Origin of the sequence: Streptococcus sp. HMSC076H09 (assembly GCF_001811765.1) — a bacterium.
Classification (GTDB): domain Bacteria; phylum Bacillota; class Bacilli; order Lactobacillales; family Streptococcaceae; genus Streptococcus; species Streptococcus agalactiae.
Genome location: NZ_KV806614.1, coordinates 371118 through 389535 on the forward strand (window position 1 = coordinate 371118; position 18418 = coordinate 389535).

The following is an 18418-nucleotide window of genomic DNA, read 5'->3' on the forward strand; positions in this document are numbered from 1 at the left end:
TAAAATAACTACCCCTATTTTACACTATTTTTTTTATTATGGTAATGAGGAATAGTCATCCAGCGTTTTTTAAATTCTTTGACGACTTGTTTTGGCTGGCGATTCCTTGAAAAGAGACCTTTGTGATTCCCCTGTACACGAAGTATCATCAGATTAGTTTCAAAGTCTGCAAAGTTCCAGACTTGCTCACCAACTAAATTAGGAATACCATCAAAAACACGATGACTCATTTCATAAAAATCACATTGAAATTCTTCTGTATATGGAATATTCCAAGTAGAGTGTAATCCCGGCAACGTATCAGCGCCATACTCCGTTATGATAATTGGTTTGTCAGGAAATTTATCTTGCCATTCTAATAACTCTTTTCTTAGACCTACTTCTGCATTTGTTAAATCACCGTGGTCAACGTACCAACCATAGTAACGATTAAGGCAGACAACATCAACCAGGTCCATCACTTGGTCTCTATCTGGGGTTGCCATTAAAATATTAACCAAGGTGACAGGACGTTTTTGAGGGTCTAAATCTTTATAAAGTTTTACTAATGGCTCAAAATAATCGTGTGCTCCCGCTTCATGACTAGCCGGTTCGTTAGCGACTACCCACATCACGACGCTAGGATGATTTTTATCACGCTTCACTAATTCTTGGATAGCTTGTTCATGCGCAGCTTTTGTTTGCATCAAACTCCACGTACCATTATCTTTTGGTGACAAATCTAAGGAAGCGTTAAAGTTTTGAAATAACCCTACTGCTGGAACCTCATCTATCACTAACACTCCCATTCGATCTGCTAAACGCATCATTTCTTCAGAATAAGGATAGTGGGATGTTCTAAAAGAGTTTGCCCCTATATCCTTCAAAAGATTCAAATCCATTAAGTTAGCAGCTTCATTCAAACCTCTGCCATTAATGAACGTATCTTCATGTTTACCAAATCCTTTAAAATAAATAGGTTTGCGATTCAATAGGAATTGACCATTTGTCACTTCTATTTCTCTAAGACCAAAATTTTCCTCATAGACATCTTGGAGTTGATTATCAACAAAAATTTCAACACGCGCTGTGTACAGATAGGCATTTAAAACTTCCCAAAGATGGACATCACTAAGAAATAATCTGCTATCCTTCGTTTCACCCACTAGTTTGTTATCTTCATCAAAAACGCTAATTCTAACTTCGTCAACCTTTTGATTAGTCTCAACTAAAAAATGTAAATCTGCTGACTGTAAATCATCTGATAGACGACTTGTAATTGTAATATCAGAAATATGATTTTTAGGACGTATCATCAACTTAAGAGGACGATGCACACCTGCATAATTGAAGAAATCAAAATTCTCACGTACTTTCTTCTTAATGCTACCATCTTCTTGAATGATTTCACTATAATTTCCGACCGGAAGCGTGGTATAGTCTAAAACGTTATTAGCACAAATTGATACCTTAATTTTCTCATTATTGTACTTACATTCAGGAACAAGAACTTCAAAAGGAGTAAAACCTCCCTTATGCTCCCCTACCAATATACCGTCAACATAAATTTTAGCTTGATGTGTCACTGAGCCAAAACGTAGCACCATCTCTTCACCCTCTGATACTTTAGGTACTTCAATGACTTTTTCATACCAAAAATCACCTATATAATCACGTTTTTCTTTACTTACCATCAAATCATTAAATGAAGTCGGGATAACCATGACTTCATCTGAAGGTAGTAATTCATTTGGATTATGTTCTCCTAATTTAAAGTTCCAAATACCGCCTAAATCATAAGTATTTCTTGTTTTTGTCAATAATGGATATAACATACACTCTCCTTTTACACTATCGTTTAATATCATTTGTTTCTTTTTCAATGAGGTAAGCAATATCATCTCGTGTCATGATATTGATATCTCCTTGAATGGTATGTTTGTATTTAAATGTAGTCATAGCAATTTCTAAGGCCCTTTGAGGAGTTTCTTTTTCCAGAAGCGCATGAATTAAACCTGCAGCAAAGGCATCTCCCGTCCCCACACGATCTAATACTTCAACGCCAGTTTTATCAGTTTGATATAACATATTATTATGATACAAATATGATTTTAACATATACTGATTAGTATATCCCATTTCCCTTTGAGTAAAGGCAATATAGTCTAACCCATATTCTTGAACAATCTTTTGAGTTATCTTTTCAAGTAATTCAATATCAAGGTAAGGTCTGGATAAGCCCAACTCATCTTTTAAATCTTCACTTTCGCCAGCTAAATAAATCGGCTCTAAGCCAAAGCAAACATCTGATAATCCTAATAGTGGCGATAATTGCTCACGCGCCTCTTGAAAAGATGACCATAAACTCTCACGAAAATTGAGATCAATCGATACTTTTACACCTCCTTCTTTAGCTTTTGTCATAAGGAACCGAGTCACCTCATATAAGTCCTTGGTTAGTGCTGGAGTAATTCCAGAAACATGAAACCAATCCACTCCCTTAAAAATAGAAGTAAAATCATAATCACTCAAGGTACTTTCCCAAAAAGATGAATAGTTACGATCGTAGATAACCTTATTTGTTCTTACCGAAAATCCTTGTTCATAATAATAAATTCCTAGTCGTCCTTCTTTTTTAATTATAGCAGCTGGACTAATTTGCTGTGACAATATAAATTGTCTTGCCATCTTACCCAAATCATTATCAGGCAAAGCTGAGACTAATCCTACATGGTGACCTAGTTGAGCAAGGCTTGCTAAGACATTAAGTTCTGAACCACCAAATTGGCATTTTAGGTGATTAGCCTGCATCAGTGTGTGATATTGAGGTGGAGATAATCGCAAAAGAACCTCACCTAATGAAATAATTTTTGCCATAAGAATCCTCCAATGGTAGCTCTTATTTAACAAAATAGCTGCTCTATTGAAGAGCAGCTAAACTTTTTAATCTTTATCAATAGGATATTTTGTTACATCAACATAATCCATATCTGTCAAAGGAACATTACGAGCAATATCTTTAGCACGTTCCTTAGTAGTTGCTGCTTTCATAACTTGAATCTTCTCTTGAATACGAAACATTTCTTCTTTATCTAGTTTGTAAAATTTCATTAAAAGAAGGGCTATAGACAAAGCTATAAATGGAATGGCCACAAGGAGACTAATAGCTGCCATTTTTAAATCAGGGGTCAGTGGTGTTTCGATAGTTGGAAACGATTTTGAAAATCCAATTCCTGCTAACACAAAACCTACTACCATAGGAGCAAATGAAGAAGCAATCGAATCTGTTAAGGAGAAGATAGTTCCAATCATTCCTGATACATAACGACCGGATTCAGAAGTTTCATAGTCAGAAATATCTGCTCCCATAGTCAATACTAAACTAGCAGGTGCTTGTGAAGCGTATCTCGCAATAATATTCGTAACGATAAATAAAATAGTATAAAGATTTAGGCTTGTTAAACTAAGGTCACCAGGCTTACCAACGTAAAGAACTGCACCAAAAGCAAGTAAACCAATCATACCGACCTGAATTGCTCTGACATATGAAAAACGAAGACCTTTTTTACGAGCAATTGTTGAGAACAAAATATTAATAATAACACCAGGAACAATGAAAAGAAGTGAGAATTGTCCTGATAAAGCATAATTACCAAATAAAATACCAAACAATAGCACCATAACAACGGAATCGCCAAAGAATTGGATGGCAAATTTTACCAAAGCTGCAGCAATGGATAATATCTGAAGCGGTTTATTTCCTTTCAACACCTTCCAGTAATCTTTTAGAGCAGTCTTTTGGGTATTTTCTCCTAAACCAAAGAATTCTTTTCTGTCTTTTGCCCAAATCCCAATAATTGCAACGATTGCTAAAATAGCTGAAATAAGAATTGTTCCAAAAATAAGGACATTGAAGAATTGAGGTGTAAAATTACCAAATTTTGGTACTAAGAAACCTGAAACTACAAACTGACCGCCTGTCATTAATGATGTTGTCATAACTGCATCAACGATATTAAAAATAGGACGTTGCTTAGGGTCATTTGTCAGTGCTGTTTACCCTGCTTTAGTTATTGTCTGTTGCATTGAGTATCCAATTTTATGGATAATTAGAACAAGGATAAATAATGGGAAACGAATATTTTCATCGACACCTCTCAATGCAAGAAGAAAAATCAATGACAAAGCCGTAATAACGTTCCCAATAATCAAAATAGGACGATACTTACCAAATTTTGTATCAGTTTTATCAATCATAATACCAATAGCTGGATCAATAAAACCATCAAAAATACGGATATAACCCATAATTTGACTGACAAAAATGGCTGCCAAGCCAAGAACGCCAGTTGAGAAATAGGTAACAAACATAAACGTAAATAAGTATATATTTGTAGAAGCATTGTTCATGGCAAACATAACTAACTGCCATACTTTCGCTCGGTTATAAGATACAACTTCTTCACGTTGTTCCATATCCATTGTTTTCTCCATGAGAGAACCCTCCTTGTTTTTTGTAAACGCTTTTATGATTAAATAATACTATTCATCTGATGTTTTGTCAATATTTTTATAAAAAATATCTTTTTTTATTATAAAAAAGACTTTTAAGCTATAAATACATAAGATGTTTTTTACTTTAAGATTCATAATCGTCATATGTTTTGTTAGTCCACAAAAAAAGATGCCTAAGCATCTTTTAGTTGACTCTCGTAGTAGTTGTTCCCGTTTCAACCACTTCTACACAAGCATTTAAGGCACCCTCTACTAGATTTTTGACCGCTTCATCTGTATAATAAGCCGCATGAGGAGTGTATATTACTTTCGGATGGTTAATCAGTCTTAGGAAATCCTTGTCTGAAATGTCCTGACCTTGACAATTTTTAGGTATATATGGCCCCTCAAATTCATAAGTATCAATACCAGCTCCCTCCAAAAGCCCTTGATCTAAAGCCTCAAGAAGATCTTTGGTTTCCACCAATGCTCCACGTGCCATATTCATTAAAATAGCACCTTTTTTAAACTGTTTAAACATATCTAAATTAAATAGATGCGTATTTTCAGCAGTTGGTGGCATATGTAAGGACACAAGATCAGCTTTTTCAACAGCTTCTTCTACCGAATTGACATACTCAAGGATACCATCTGCCATTGGATTATGGTAAATATCATAACCAATAACACGACATCCGAACCCTTTAAAAATTTTAGCAGTCGCTAGACCAATGCGACCAGTTCCTATTATAGCCACAGTCATGTTACCTAGGACTCGTCCTCGAATTGGCAAGGTCCATGAAAAATTCTGTTCACGAACATTAGCTCTAATAAGCTCAACTTTTCGAATAAGGTTAAGAGCGATTGTCACTGTAAATTCTGCAATAGACTCCGGTGAGTAACTTGGCACATTGCTAATGATAATACCATGTTGCTTAGCTAACTCAAGATTATACATATCGACACCAGCACTGCGCTGAGCGATTTGCTTAATTCCCATTTCTTTGAGAAGAGGATAAATAGCATCATCTAAAGGCCCAATCTGTGCATTAGCAATCCCATCAAAACCTTCTACCTCATTAACAGTTTCCAATGTCAAAGGTCCTTCACTCATAGAAAGTTCCACATGATTTCGGTTTGCCCAATCTTGTGCTAATGTTGCTTCTTCTTCTCTAACATTAAATACTTTGAGTTTCATCACTAATATCTCCTTAAATATCTAATTTATAGTCCATTGGATCAATAATTTTAAGTACTTTTATAAAGAGGTAATTAAAAATAAAATTCAATATAATTGGTGCAGCAACAAATATTATAATTATCAATAACATATTCATAACTGACCATCCACCTTTTGCTAAATTAAGAGCATTAATCGGTCCAATCAAACCACTGATACCAAAACCTGCACTAGCTGGTGTTCCTTGAATATTAAAGAGAGCTCCGAGAATTCCTAGTATTGCTGCTGAAGATATCATAGGTAGCATAATCTTCGGTTTTGCTAATACATTAGCCATCGAAATCTTAGGAGACCCTAAAACATGCGCTAAGGCTGTCCCCTTAGAATTGACTGACCACCCAGCCATACAAAGCCCAAAACTAGCAGCACAGATACCTAAATTAGCAGCACCAGAACCAATTCCGGACAAACTAATTGCCAAAGCAATCCCAACTGTTGTGATTGGAGATACGATCAAGAAACAGAAAATCATCGCAATTAAAATTGACATCAAAACAGGTTGTAAACCAAGTAATGAAGCAATCCCTTGTCCAATCATGGTGGTAATCATTTTGACATAAGGTAATAACACATGACCTACTCCTCCAACTAGTAAGAGTGTTACTGTTGGAATGACAATCAAAGTGAATGATTTCGTCTTGTCAGATAAAAATTGGATCAAAAGGACACCTAAGGCAGCAGTAATTCCCATATTAATGATATCGCCTGTTCCTTTTAGCATAATAGCGCCTTTAAGGAAGGTTGCAGCTCCACCTGCAAACATAACCGCTAATCCTAGTGATGCTGATTGAATGGGATTAAATTTAAAATTGAGACCAACCATAATACCAATAACAAGCCCCATCATACTTGTTGCAACTGCTGTTGCAGCGATTAAAGTTGCAAATCCGCTCCACATTGGCAGTAAAGCTTTCATTAATTCTCCAAGGATTGCTCCTGGTATCAAGACAATAACAGTCCCTAAAGCTAAACCATTTAATACGTTCATTATAAACGATTTAGCTGTTTGTTTTTCGACAACATCCGACATAAGATGCCTCCTACTAATAATGATTGTTTGTGATTTCGCTAACTATATTAACTATATCATAGCTATTTGCAAAAGGAAAATTGGAAAAAATTATATAAGTATAGCTTTTACTAATATTATTGTGGAAATAATCATAAAGGTCAGATTGATAGACTTGTGCTATACTATTACTAAGAAAAAAGGACAGATATTATGGATATTAGACAACTTACTTACTTTATTGCTGTTGCAGAAGCAAAAAATTATTCACACGCTGCAAAAAGTCTTTTTGTGACCCAACCTACACTTTCACAATCCATTAAAAAATTAGAAGCAGAATTAAATACTATTTTATTCTTACAAAATGGTCGTCAACTCGCTTTAACTGAAGCAGGAGAAATTCTCTATGAGAAAGGACAATTGTTGATGACTAATTTTAATCAAATGGTTACGGAAATCCAGCAATTAAATCAAGAAAAAAAGGAAGGTATCCGTGTAGGGCTTACTTCTCTTTTTGCTATTCAATTTATGAAACAGATTTCAACTTTTATGGCTACACATTCAAATGTTGAAGTATCTTTGATTCAAGATGGTTCCCGTAAATTACAAGAATTGTTAGCAAAAGGAAAGATCGATATTGGCTTATTGTCCTTTCCAAGTACCCGCAATGATATCACTATCGAACCACTGCAAACCTCAACTAAAGGATATAAAGTAAGCATTGTCATGCCAAAATCGCATCCTCTTGCAACACTTCCTGAAATTGAACTTAATGATTTAAGAGATTACAAAGTTGCCTCACTCAACGAACATTACATGCTAGGAGAGATGTTGCCTCGTAAATGTCGTGCTTTAGGATTTGACCCCCATATCGTCTTTAAACACAATGACTGGGAAGTTCTTATTCATAGTTTACAAGACCTCAATGCAGTCACTATTTTACCAAGTGAATTTGAAAGCATTAGCCAAGTTCAAGATTTATGCTGGGTCCCACTTAAGGATAAAAATAATTTTTATCCGATTGGTATTGCTTACCGAAATGATACTTCTTTTAGTCCTATAATTGAAGAATTTTTAAGTCTTTTAAAGACCAATTAATAGCAGTTAAACCAAAAAGTTTAAAACTTTTTGGTTTTATTTATTTTCCAAATGACAAAGAAAATCATAAACTTTTTGATTCCACTCATAAAGTGTTTCGTTACAGTAATCTAAATAATAAACTCTGTGTTTCAAGTCATTAGGCACAAGGCTTTGATAATCTTCTTGATAATGTTTTGGGATAACACATGCAACTAAATGTTCTGCTAAAGAAAGTTGATTTTTAATTTTAGCAGGATGATAACCATCAAAAATAGAATCAGGATGATTGATGATATCTTGATAATTAAAATGAAAGCTGACCCCTGGCTTAAAAGCTACTGTTAACTCCTGTTCAGATGGTGCTTTGCCTAACAATCTTTCCATTACTAAACGATAACCAGAATTGGTATTTGACCAGTTCAACATCACATAGTCAAAGTAATCTTTAGGGTCTCCAGCAGCATTCCTCTTATCATTTACCAGTACTTCAGCAGGCTTATTAAAGGCTTTAACTGCTGATAAGATTTTACCTTCTTTAAAAATTAGTTTTGCAGTTTCAATCGTACATGTATGGCTTAAAAAATCAGAAGTTAAACTAATACCATCCTCATTAAAAGTAGCTGCCGCTTCTCTATATTTGGGAATATAGGGAAAAGTAAAACTATTGTATTTTAAAAAATGAACAATTTTTGTGAGGAGATGTTTATCGTCACATTGTATCTCAATTTTTCTTTTATATTGTTTCTCGTAAGCTATGAAAGCTCCTATCCTTTCCAATTCAAACGCCTTAATTCGAGGATAATCCAGCAAAGCTAATTGGTAAACACCTCCCCATTGTAAACTATATGCTGCACGACAAATTTTTAAAATCATTTCTTCCTCCTTTTGATAATCCCTATAACAATTTCTATTAAATAGTAGCATTTAAACGTAATCGACTCAATAACTTAGTCAATTTTCGATCAAAAATAAGATTAAGATACCAAAAAAGCCTGGACTATACTTACCAGACTAACATACTGTTTATTAAAATGAATCAATCTTTTGTTACTACTAATTGCTTACGATTATTAAAGAAAATTTTATAAGCCAAATAAGTAGCTACAAAAGAAGCTATCGAAGTCGTTGCTAATAGCATAAACGTCACCATCATTTGGTATTTAACCGCTTGGATAGGTGAAGTTCCAGCAAGAATTAACCCTGTCATCATCCCTGGCAAAGATACAATCCCAAGTGTTTTAGCTGAATCAATTGTAGGTACCATACCGGTTTTGATAACATCACGAATAATATCAATCGAAGCTGGCAAAATATCTGCTCCTAAAGCTAATTTTGTCTCCACTTCCTCTTGTTTACTTCTAAATTCGGACAATAATTGTTTATAGCACAAACCGATTGCTACCATAGAATTACTAATAATCATACCACCTACAGGAATCATTTGATTCGGAACAAATTTTAAAATTCCTGAAAAAATCAAGACAGATAAAGTGATTATAGTCCCTGACCCAATAGCTATAAATGAAATAACAAACCCTTTATTAATCCCTTTACCACGCTTAGCTGCGTTATAAGAAGCATTAATAATCATGAATAGCATTAAAAGAGCTGTGAAAATAGGATTTTGATAACCAAATATATAGTCTAGCAAAAACCCCACTGCTAATAATTGAATCACTGCTCGGATAGCGCTAATAATCACTTCTTTTTCTAGGTTTAACTTTTGCCAGTAAGAAAAAAATAAAGTAATCAAAACTAATGATGATGCCATTAGTAATGACATTAAAGAAATAGAATTTGCACCGCTCATTTTATAACCTCCATTGCTTCAATACTACCATTGACAACTTTTAAGACTTTATTGGCAAATCGACGACTCTGCTCCTCATCATGCGTAATCCACAAAATCGTTATTCCTTTGTCATGTAATGATTTAATAACCTTTTCAACAATAGCTTTATTATGATTGTCTAAAGCCGAAGTAACTTCATCTAAGAGTAAAACTTTAGGTTCAAACAATAATTGCCTAATCAGAGCAATACGTTGCTTTTCTCCTCCTGATAGTTTTTTGACATCCTGTTTCAGGTAAGACTGGTCCATTTCAAAACGTTGAAATAAATCATCAACGCGTCTATAATCTACTTTTTCGTGTCGAATGTGGTAAGGAAAACTAATATTGTCTTCCACTGTATTACCAAATAAATGTGGCGTTTGAAAACAGTAAGAAATCATTTTTCGACTTTCAATCGGTTCTAATTGGTTCAAATCTTTTCCATCAAAGAAAATATGACCTGCAGTAGGACTCATTAAACCACTGGCCAATTTTAAAACAGTACTCTTACCACTTCCAGATGGTCCTACAATAGAAACAAAATCACCTTCATCAATTGCAAAGTTGATATCATTTAAAACCAACTTATCATCCGTTTTAAAATCAACGTGTTTAAAGGTTAAATAGGACATTGTTAAGCTCCTTTACTTCTTATTTATAATCATTATAATTAAGTCTAACATAAAAATCAAAAAAAAGCTCTTTAGAATAATTCTAAATTAATAAGTAAACTTATTTTACCTCTTATTAAAAATTTTCTGATAAAATAGGCTTTGTAAGAGGCCTTATAAACAAGATAGTTATCATCCAAGTCTCTGCACTTTAGTTGATCAATAAAGGAGACTCCTATGTTTTTAATCGATTTTATTTTACATATTGATACTCATATCTATGCTATGGCTAACACTGTTGGTAATTGGACCTATCTATTGCTCTTCCTCGTTATTTTCGTTGAAACTGGGGCTGTCATCTTTCCATTTTTACCAGGTGATAGTTTATTATTTGCTGCTGGAGCCCTTGCTGCAAATCCAAAAATGTCCTTCAATATTGTAACTTTCCTTATTATTTTCTTTATTGCAGCATTTATTGGTGATAGTTGCAATTTCTTGATTGGTCGTACATTTGGTTACCGTTTTATCAAACATCCTTTCTTTCGTCGTTTCATTAAAGAAAAAAATATTCGAGATGCTGAGCTTTATTTTGAGAAAAAAGGTACTGCTGCCATCATTTTAGGGCGCTATATCCCTATTATCAGAACCTTTGTTCCTTTTGTAGCAGGTATTAGTCAGCTCCCTCCAAAAGTATTTATCAAACGCGCCTTCATTGCAGCATTATCTTGGTCAGTTATTGCAACAGGTTCTGGTTTTCTCTTTGGTAATATTCCTTTTGTGAAGCAGCACTTCTCGCTTATTATCTTGGGAATTGTATTTGTTACCTTAATTCCTGTCCTTATTTCTGGTGTCAAATCATATCGGAACACTAAGTAATGTATCCAAAAATTTCTATTTAACACTATTAATCACTAAGAATGACAACAAAAAAAGAGCAATTAGTTGCTCTTTTATTAATTTAGTGTTATTTCTCCTGTTGCATAATCCATAGTGTATGATGCTTGTGTGTTTGGAATAGCAACATTAAATTCTAATGTGCCATCTTGTGATTTAGCTTCTAGGTGCATTGCAAATGGAACTAAATCAGTATCATTACGGTACAATGGAGTTACACGGTAACGAACACGTTTGTTTTGGTCAACCGCCTTACGAACTAAGCTTTCATAATAATTTTGTCCACGATTGATTTTTTGATTTGATTGGTTGGAATGAGCTGTTTGTGTGACAACATTTTGAGGATTTGACACGGAAGCATCCCAACCTTTGAAATTTCCAGCTAAAGCATAGGCAATTAAATGCCCCTTGTCGACTGCATGCCCATAATGGTCATTAGTAGCTACTTGATGCCAACCTAATGGTTTCCAATTTGCATCGGGAAGAGTGGTATCTCTGCGATTTTGATATTGACGAATGGTTCTATCAAGCATTGCATTAGCAGTTGATGGTCTTTGTTGATTGTCAATTGTATTTTGAACATACGCTTTAACATTGACATCAGCATTTAAATTTGTTTGATTATTATTTAATTCATAAATACCATTAACATATTGAAATGGTAGGTTACCAATAGCATTTTTTAAATTATTTTGAAATTCCTGGCTCGTATCAACAGATGAATTGACATCAGCATGTACTATCGGTGTTACGTTTTGCGGCTGCGTTGGAAGACCAAAGGTCATTACCCCCAACATACCTAATGTAGCAATTACGGTTATAAACAGTTTATGTAATCTTTTCATAAGCTTTACCTCTTTCTAATTACATTAAACAAGCGTCTACCATATTGATATCCGTTTTAGCTAATTGCTCTCCTTTTGTCACAACCATATCATATGCCTATTATTTAAGCATGTCAATCATTTATTTAATCTTCTCTTAATTTAATATTACTTTAAATTTAATTTACTCGTTAAATTAGAAATTCTGCAAATAATAGCTTTGTTCATCCCCTAACTTAAATCAAAATTTATGCTATGATAGTGGTAAGGAGGCTTGTTCTGTGAAAAAAACAATTGGTATTATAGGTATGGGAGTTAGTGGTTTAGCTGTTCTACTAGCACTTTCTCGTAAAAAAGAGAAAGAGTTAAAACAGTTAGCTATTTTTTGTTTTGATGATACTGTCCACTTTGGACGAGGAATTCCTTTTCAAGAAGACGTTGACTCAGCTTTAATCAATTCCCCAATCAACGATATTTCATTTGATTATCGCCATATGTCTGACTTCATGGATTGGTTAGAAGAAAATTACTATGACACAAATCTAACCTATGTATCAAGGACACTTTACGGACAATACCTTTCAGAAAGAACTAAATTACTTTTAGATAAACTCCCTGTCACGGTTATTAAAACAAGAGTGGATAAACTAAACTATTTATCAGATAAGCAACAATGGCAAGTCTATATTCAAGATAAGCTTTTTCCTGTCACATTTGATGAATTACATTTAGCTTGTGGTGCTCTGCCCGTTATAGACCCTTATCATTTGGAAGGGAAGACTGATTATATCAAAGACCCTTATCCTATCAAACACTTGGCTCAGGAAAATTGGAAGGGAAAAACAGTTGCTATCATCGGGACTGGTCTAGCTGCAATTGATGTTATAAAATGGTTGCTACTCAATACACAATCTTCTGTTAAAGCATTTTCAAGAACCAACTACTTCCCTAGCGTCCGTATTGTTAATGATTTACCACTTACTTGGCACTTTTTTACCAATGATAACCTTAAAGCATTTCTATCACATCCTTCAAAAACCTTCACTATTGCCGATTTTAATGATTTGATGTCTGGTGAATTGGAGCATCTTGGCTTTAAAAACTGGAAAAATACAACAGAAACCTTTTTATCCCCAGGAATTGATGGTCTCAAGTGAGCCTTTAAGTACCCTAAGCAACTCTATCTATTACAACAACTAGCTTCACGAATCACTGTCTGGTTAACTGACCTTTGGCCACTCATGTCATTATCAGATAAGAAAGAGTATAAAGCACTATATGGAAAAGCGATTATTAACTTGCGAAATCCTATGCCTGATGAATCTGCTAAAGTAATTTTGAAAGCTGCACAAAAAGGGACTTTTTCCCTGATCAATAACGTCAAGACAATTGCAAAAAATGACGAAGGATTTTCAATAGAAAAAGAAAAACAAAATCATATATCTGTCGATCGCGTCATTAATGCTACTGGTTACCAGTTAAATACTAAAAACTGGACAAAAGCCAATCCACTCCTAAAATCGCTCATCAATCAAGAATTTTGTCAAATTGACGATCAAGGAGGGATTACTATTTTAACTGAAAATGCACAAGTTTTGTCTCCAAAATATGGTCCAATGCCAGGTTTATATGCGCATGGTGCACTGGTTAATGGTGTCGTTTATCAGAATAACTCTACAATTAAAATTCAACAAATGGCAGAGCGAGCCTTTTCTGATAATAAATAACCATTTCTAAAAAATACCTCCTCTTTTATTATTTAAGAAAGGGAGGTATTTTTTTATTATAAATTCCTTTGTTGTAATATAGACTGTGCTATACTTTCTTTTGATAATTCTTTTAAGTTATCTCCTGTCAATTGTAAAGCAGTATCAGCCATATGAGCGATTTCTCTACTATGTGTCACCATAATAACACATCGTTTTTCTTTATGCGCAAAATCTTTAAGACGCATCGTAATATCACGTGCAATGTCAAAATCTAAATTCCCCGTAGGTTCATCAAGTAAAATAGCTGGTGTTCCTGCAACCAAAGCCCTCGCAATAGCTACACGTTGTTGTTGCCCTCCTGATAATCTCAAGATATTTCGCGTTAACATATCTTCTTTTAAACCTAAATCCAACAATAATTGTTTATCTGCAGTAGGTTTTACCAACTGAACATTTTCCAATGGGGTTAGATAGTCTAAAAGGTTATAATTTTGAAAGACCAAAGCTATATTCTTTTTGCGATGCTGAGCATAACCTGCTTCTTTAATATCTTTTTTGTTAAATAATACTTGTCCCTCAGTGGGCGAATCAAGACCTGCCATCAAGGATAGAAGGGTTGTTTTACCTGAATCAGAATTCCCTAATATAGTATAAAATACCCCTGACTGAAAACTATAATTGATATTTTCTAATGTTTTATTGTCGTTCCCCTTATAACGATAAGCAATATTTTTTAATTCGAACATAGATTTCCCTTTCTTGAGCTATGTATTCAATAGCAGAGCATATTCATTTTAACCGTTAATATAGATGTCACTATTGGTCGGTATACTTATGGCACTTTAGGACAGTTTTGATAAGATTTCCCTTGGTTTGTAGCGAGCAATAATTAAACTAGTAGTAATAATAGCAAATAAGACGATTGCTAAACCAACTAGAATTACTAACCAGACTTCCTCAGGCTTCACTTGTACATTTCGTTTGCATAAACATATCTGTATCACTATCAGACCCAAGCTGCATATTCCCAAACCCTTTCATAAAGTCTGCTCTGACAGTTCTAGAGGCCTGATACACTAAGGAGTCTGCTAATTTTTGACCAATAAATTGACCGCTAAGTACTGATAAAGCAAAGGCTGGAATAGCAATCATTAGTACTTCTACTGCGTACTGACAATGATAATTGCTTTAGACTTACCAATAGCTAATAAAATACCTGTCTCATGGGTTCTACCACCAATCCAGAATAGCAGAGCCATCATCACTAGGATAATAGATACTACTAACATGCCGCCTTGTAGAGAAGTAATTAATTGATTCAAGACATCTATACTTTTTGCATAACTTGTTAGCAAGGTTGCTGTAATTGTCAGTTGGTATTTATTCCAATCAATAGATTGTTTTTTGATAAAACTTTTAAGAGCTTTTATATCAGCTTTCTTTTTAGGATATACAGTTGTTTGGCGATAAAAGGCCTTACCTTTAGAATAGCCGTATAAATCCTTAATCAATTGCGTATCTGAAAAGGCTGTATTTTCTAGCATCTCATAAGGGTAATTTGATTTTTGTACCGTTTTACCTTTATATATGCCAACAATAGTTGCTTCAACTAATGTTTTATCCTTACTGTTTCTAACGGGGTCTTTTGAAAACATTAACTTATCGCCAACTTTAAGATGATTTGTCTTCGCAAAAGCCTGATGAACAATTATAACTCGCTGATCTTTCGGCGTGATATGTCGCCCTTCCTTAAGAGAAATCATCCCCGCTGTGTATTTAGGATCTGTATCGGAGTAACTATTACCATGAACTTGTAAAACTTGTTCTTTATATTGTTCTTTATCATTTGGTCGTGTAACCATTTTTTCCGAGGTTAGTCCAGCATAAGCCATCAAATTATTATTAACGCGCTTAACATTTGGATTACTTGCTATGTTAACTATTGCTTTTTCAGGGATTTCTCCAGATCCGTAACCATCACCAACAAGGTCAGTACTATCCGATGAAATATGCAAAATTGATCCAGTTTGCCTTGAAAATGTCTTCTTAGCAGTAAGACCAGCATTTTTTACCGCAATACCGCTAATTAATGTAGAAGCAACTAGCCATAAACATACGAATAAAGTGATACTCTTACGCTTTTTACGGATAACATATAAAAAGGAACGTTTAAATAAATTCATATTAACCTCCTATGACATTCGTGACAATATTTGCTTTGGTTGTAGTTTAAGAATAGAATAACTAGATAATACAACTGCAAATAAGCAAATTAAAGCACCCTGAGCATAGAGTCTAAAGACATCCATTACTCCAACAGAAACAGTGAGGTTATCAATTCTATCAATAATTAGACTACTATTTTGTACAATTTGTGAACTCACACCACCATTAACTTGTGATAAAAGGCCAGCTGCAAATGTTTTTCCAAGAAAGACACCACCAATAATAGATAGTGTGAAGGCAGCACCTGCTACTAACAGTACTTCTATCAGATAATGACCTATGATTTCAAACTTAGTTTTTCCGATAGCGAGTAAAATTCCCGTCTCTTTAATGCGGTTATTAATCCAAAATGTTAGCATGACAACTAATATTGCCATCGCCACGAGACTAACAATAAGAATGATTCGTCCCACTAGACGATGCAATGTCTCGATATTACGATAAGAATCTCCATAAAACTCTTTAGCTGTTTGAACATCTAATTTCCCGAAATCAAACGGCCATTGTTTGATGTTTTGGATAACTGTATCCACTAAACGTTTATCACTTAAGCGCACTGCAACCGTCTGATAACCTTTTTGTTTACTAATCTTCCTAACCAATGTTTCCTGAGCAATCAATGTATTATCAATATTGGGATTAAAAGTATTTTTAGACTTAGCACTATTCGCATCATAAATTCCTGCAAAGGTATTATAAAAAGCCCTTGAAATACTTCAAGGTGCTTTTTATAGATGCATATGTAGGACAACATGTTGCGAGTTAGTTATCTGGTAATAATTCTTTTAAGTAAACCAATTCTACTTTAAAAGTATTATCAAAAGCATAACCATAAATATAGCCATCTATCATTGTTTGATAGGTAATATCTATAGATTTCCCACATTTATAGGAAATTTCTTTTTGTAACCATGCCTTATAAAATAATAATTTAGAATCCATATCACTACTAACTGATTCTCCTAGGTAGGTTTGGTAGGTTTGTTCTGATCTATCTTTGTATTTCTCAATATCAACCCCAGTTGAACCACTGGGAGCATAGGTTAGAATATGATAGTCACCAGAATTAGAGTAACTAATTTTTCCCTTTGGCAAACCAATTAAATAACTACTGACACTAGAAAAAGATTCCTGACAAATCTCATTGGTAAAACCTAACTTTTTTAAGCATTGGTACACAAAATAACTCCCTGTTAACAGTTTATCTTTGCTTACCTGTCTATTTGCTTGTTGATATCTCATCAACCGATCGCCAGATAAATTATTCTCCAATGTAGACTGCCTATTTTTATAAATCATAATATAGTTAACTTTGTCTTTTTCTGATAAAGGATTCAATTTCTGCCTCCGCTTTTTGTAAAGATGCCTCTGCTTCTTCTTTAATCCCTCGGCTTAGTCTTATCATATGACTCTTATAGATATCATAGCCTCTTTCAAGACAGCTAATTGCTTTACGTATCTCTCTTACATCAGGTTTCTTTACCAAATAAGCGCACTTTTCTTTACTGAACTTCTTAATATTCCAAAATTGTTCGTTAAAGAAAGGGATACCTATAAAGGGAATACCTTGTGCTGCCATCGCATAAACTGTTCCTTGCCCACCGTGTATAATAGCGAAATAAATCTCTTTATCTATGGTTTTAAAATCAATAAAATCAACTACCTCAATATAACTTCCTGGAATGTTTATAGCCTCACCACAGCTTGTCAGTAAATAATGATAATGCCTTGGTAATGTCTTTAAAAAAGATTCCACCCAATCTCGTTTAAATGAAGTACCAAAGCTGAGCAGTACAGTCTTATTGTCTTGCTTAATTTGGCTGCATTTTGAAAAACCTACATTATCTATCAAAATAGGTCCTATCGTTTTATAGGACGAATCTTTATCAAATTCATAAAACAAAGAGTAATCTGTTACCAAGTTTAGATCACCAGTGAATAATTCTAAAGCATTATTAAAAGGTTTGCCACCATATTTTTTAATATAGTTGTTCCACGTTTTAACATTTGTTGAATAAGTAGTGATTACTCTTTTGATAAAATCCTTTGTTTGAGGCTTACTAGCTTTACTTATCTTCCCATTAGGCAATATTCCTTCTGAGTTTTCAACAATTTCACTGATATGTGTTGCCCCTGAAATAATCCAAATTAATGGTATGCTTTCTAAACGACAACTTGTAATAATAGATAGACGGTAACCTGTCAATACAGCATCAAATTTTTCTTGGCGTAACAAGTCTCTTTCAATAGAACAGATGCGTTCAATTTCTTCTTCTGATAAAAAATTAAAGTCTGTTGAAAGAGAAAAGAAAGCATCATATCGCTTACTATTATAAACAGATTTATCTTCTACACAGTGGTGATAACGATAAGCATCATTATTAAATAAAAATGGATAATAATTGTCTCCAAGGATATGAATATCATGTCCTTGTTCATATAAATAATTAGCCAGTTTTGATAATCTTTGGCTCTCTCCTAAATTCATCATGAAAGGAGCAAATAAAAATTTACTCATCTT

16 protein-coding genes and 2 pseudogenes are annotated in these 18418 nt (G+C 34.0%); 3 read left to right on the top strand and 15 right to left on the bottom strand.

Annotated elements, in window-relative coordinates:
• Positions 1-14 precede the first annotated feature (14 nt).
• The 5 genes and pseudogenes from uidA to HMPREF2818_RS08825 form a co-directional block, all read right to left on the bottom strand.
• Positions 15-1814, bottom strand: coding sequence for a beta-glucuronidase (uidA, locus tag HMPREF2818_RS08805; RefSeq protein ID WP_000966723.1), 1800 nt, complete (start codon positions 1812-1814; stop codon positions 15-17).
• 16 nt (positions 1815-1830) lie between these two features.
• Entirely contained in the window at positions 1831-2856 is a 1026-nt protein-coding gene (locus HMPREF2818_RS08810; RefSeq protein WP_001062634.1) for a sugar kinase, read from the bottom strand.
• A 66-nt stretch (positions 2857-2922) separates the two neighbouring features.
• Positions 2923-4473 (bottom strand): annotated as a pseudogene (locus tag HMPREF2818_RS08815) (MFS transporter).
• Between the two features lie 205 nt (positions 4474-4678).
• Entirely contained in the window at positions 4679-5671 is a 993-nt protein-coding gene (locus HMPREF2818_RS08820) for a D-lactate dehydrogenase (protein ID WP_000770077.1), read from the bottom strand.
• A 13-nt stretch (positions 5672-5684) separates the two neighbouring features.
• Complete coding sequence (locus tag HMPREF2818_RS08825) at positions 5685-6743, bottom strand: PTS sugar transporter subunit IIC (protein WP_001286423.1); 1059 nt, start codon at positions 6741-6743, stop codon at positions 5685-5687.
• 192 nt (positions 6744-6935) lie between these two features.
• Between HMPREF2818_RS08825 and HMPREF2818_RS08830 the strand changes: the two genes are divergently transcribed.
• A complete protein-coding gene (locus tag HMPREF2818_RS08830; protein WP_000354836.1) occupies positions 6936-7820 on the top strand; it encodes a LysR family transcriptional regulator in 885 nt (294 codons plus the stop codon).
• A gap of 36 nt (positions 7821-7856) precedes the next feature.
• Here the strand turns inward: HMPREF2818_RS08830 and HMPREF2818_RS08835 are convergent, their stop codons facing one another.
• The 3 genes from HMPREF2818_RS08835 to HMPREF2818_RS08845 form a co-directional block, all read right to left on the bottom strand.
• Entirely contained in the window at positions 7857-8675 is an 819-nt protein-coding gene (locus HMPREF2818_RS08835; RefSeq protein WP_000600997.1) for a hypothetical protein, read from the bottom strand.
• A 163-nt stretch (positions 8676-8838) separates the two neighbouring features.
• Entirely contained in the window at positions 8839-9612 is a 774-nt protein-coding gene (locus HMPREF2818_RS08840) for an ABC transporter permease (RefSeq protein ID WP_000011926.1), read from the bottom strand.
• Complete coding sequence (locus HMPREF2818_RS08845; protein ID WP_000121094.1) at positions 9609-10265, bottom strand: ABC transporter ATP-binding protein; 657 nt, start codon at positions 10263-10265, stop codon at positions 9609-9611. The genes HMPREF2818_RS08840 and HMPREF2818_RS08845 overlap by 4 nt, the downstream gene beginning before the upstream one ends.
• 216 nt (positions 10266-10481) lie before the next feature.
• On the opposite strand from HMPREF2818_RS08845, the gene HMPREF2818_RS08850 reads away from it, so the two are divergent.
• Complete coding sequence (locus HMPREF2818_RS08850) at positions 10482-11120, top strand: VTT domain-containing protein (protein ID WP_000478529.1); 639 nt, start codon at positions 10482-10484, stop codon at positions 11118-11120.
• Positions 11121-11197: 77 nt separating this feature from the next.
• On the opposite strand, the gene HMPREF2818_RS08855 is transcribed toward HMPREF2818_RS08850, so the two are convergent.
• A complete protein-coding gene (locus HMPREF2818_RS08855; protein ID WP_000825437.1) occupies positions 11198-11983 on the bottom strand; it encodes a DNA/RNA non-specific endonuclease in 786 nt (261 codons plus the stop codon).
• 260 nt (positions 11984-12243) lie between these two features.
• On the opposite strand from HMPREF2818_RS08855, the pseudogene HMPREF2818_RS10180 reads away from it, so the two are divergent.
• A pseudogene (locus HMPREF2818_RS10180) lies at positions 12244-13689 on the top strand (FAD/NAD(P)-binding protein).
• Positions 13690-13745: 56 nt separating this feature from the next.
• Here the strand turns inward: HMPREF2818_RS10180 and HMPREF2818_RS08865 are convergent.
• The 6 genes from HMPREF2818_RS08865 to cylJ all read right to left on the bottom strand — a co-directional run bounded on the left by HMPREF2818_RS08865 (position 13746) and on the right by cylJ (position 18415).
• The gene (locus tag HMPREF2818_RS08865; protein ID WP_000462434.1) at positions 13746-14417 is read right to left on the bottom strand and encodes an ATP-binding cassette domain-containing protein; all 672 of its coding nucleotides are present in this window, start codon (positions 14415-14417) and stop codon (positions 13746-13748) included.
• Between the two features lie 211 nt (positions 14418-14628).
• Positions 14629-14823: a hypothetical protein gene (locus tag HMPREF2818_RS10375; protein WP_000560511.1), complete on the bottom strand. Its 195-nt coding sequence runs from the start codon at positions 14821-14823 to the stop codon at positions 14629-14631.
• An 8-nt stretch (positions 14824-14831) separates the two neighbouring features.
• Positions 14832-15854 (bottom strand): ABC transporter permease, encoded by a 1023-nt coding sequence (locus HMPREF2818_RS10475; RefSeq protein ID WP_001048160.1) that lies wholly within the window; start codon positions 15852-15854, stop codon positions 14832-14834.
• Positions 15855-15863: 9 nt separating this feature from the next.
• Entirely contained in the window at positions 15864-16499 is a 636-nt protein-coding gene (locus HMPREF2818_RS08880) for an ABC transporter permease (RefSeq protein WP_000251805.1), read from the bottom strand.
• Between the two features lie 160 nt (positions 16500-16659).
• Entirely contained in the window at positions 16660-17235 is a 576-nt protein-coding gene (locus tag HMPREF2818_RS08885) for a hypothetical protein (protein ID WP_001068957.1), read from the bottom strand.
• On the bottom strand, positions 17204-18415 hold the full coding sequence (gene cylJ, locus HMPREF2818_RS08890; protein ID WP_000033003.1) for a glycosyltransferase CylJ: 1212 nt from the start codon (positions 18413-18415) through the stop codon (positions 17204-17206). Before cylJ ends, HMPREF2818_RS08885 begins: the two co-directional genes overlap by 32 nt.
• Between the last annotated feature and the right edge of the window lie 3 nt (positions 18416-18418).

What these genes read in the sequence shown, in the direction of transcription:
- HMPREF2818_RS08825 (WP_001286423.1), bottom strand. Translation starts at nt 6,743, where the DNA reads ATGTCGGATGTTGTCGAAAAACAAACAGCTAAATCGTTTATAATGAAC.
- HMPREF2818_RS08850 (WP_000478529.1), top strand. Translation starts at nt 10,482, where the DNA reads ATGTTTTTAATCGATTTTATTTTACATATTGATACTCATATCTATGCT.
- HMPREF2818_RS08830 (WP_000354836.1), top strand. Translation starts at nt 6,936, where the DNA reads ATGGATATTAGACAACTTACTTACTTTATTGCTGTTGCAGAAGCAAAA.
- HMPREF2818_RS08820 (WP_000770077.1), bottom strand. Translation starts at nt 5,671, where the DNA reads ATGAAACTCAAAGTATTTAATGTTAGAGAAGAAGAAGCAACATTAGCA.
- uidA (WP_000966723.1), bottom strand. Translation starts at nt 1,814, where the DNA reads ATGTTATATCCATTATTGACAAAAACAAGAAATACTTATGATTTAGGC.
- HMPREF2818_RS08865 (WP_000462434.1), bottom strand. Translation starts at nt 14,417, where the DNA reads ATGTTCGAATTAAAAAATATTGCTTATCGTTATAAGGGGAACGACAAT.
- HMPREF2818_RS10475 (WP_001048160.1), bottom strand. Translation starts at nt 15,854, where the DNA reads ATGAATTTATTTAAACGTTCCTTTTTATATGTTATCCGTAAAAAGCGT.
- HMPREF2818_RS10375 (WP_000560511.1), bottom strand. Translation starts at nt 14,823, where the DNA reads ATGATTGCTATTCCAGCCTTTGCTTTATCAGTACTTAGCGGTCAATTT.
- HMPREF2818_RS08810 (WP_001062634.1), bottom strand. Translation starts at nt 2,856, where the DNA reads ATGGCAAAAATTATTTCATTAGGTGAGGTTCTTTTGCGATTATCTCCA.
- HMPREF2818_RS08840 (WP_000011926.1), bottom strand. Translation starts at nt 9,612, where the DNA reads ATGAGCGGTGCAAATTCTATTTCTTTAATGTCATTACTAATGGCATCA.
- HMPREF2818_RS08855 (WP_000825437.1), bottom strand. Translation starts at nt 11,983, where the DNA reads ATGAAAAGATTACATAAACTGTTTATAACCGTAATTGCTACATTAGGT.
- HMPREF2818_RS08845 (WP_000121094.1), bottom strand. Translation starts at nt 10,265, where the DNA reads ATGTCCTATTTAACCTTTAAACACGTTGATTTTAAAACGGATGATAAG.
- HMPREF2818_RS08835 (WP_000600997.1), bottom strand. Translation starts at nt 8,675, where the DNA reads ATGATTTTAAAAATTTGTCGTGCAGCATATAGTTTACAATGGGGAGGT.
- cylJ (WP_000033003.1), bottom strand. Translation starts at nt 18,415, where the DNA reads ATGAGTAAATTTTTATTTGCTCCTTTCATGATGAATTTAGGAGAGAGC.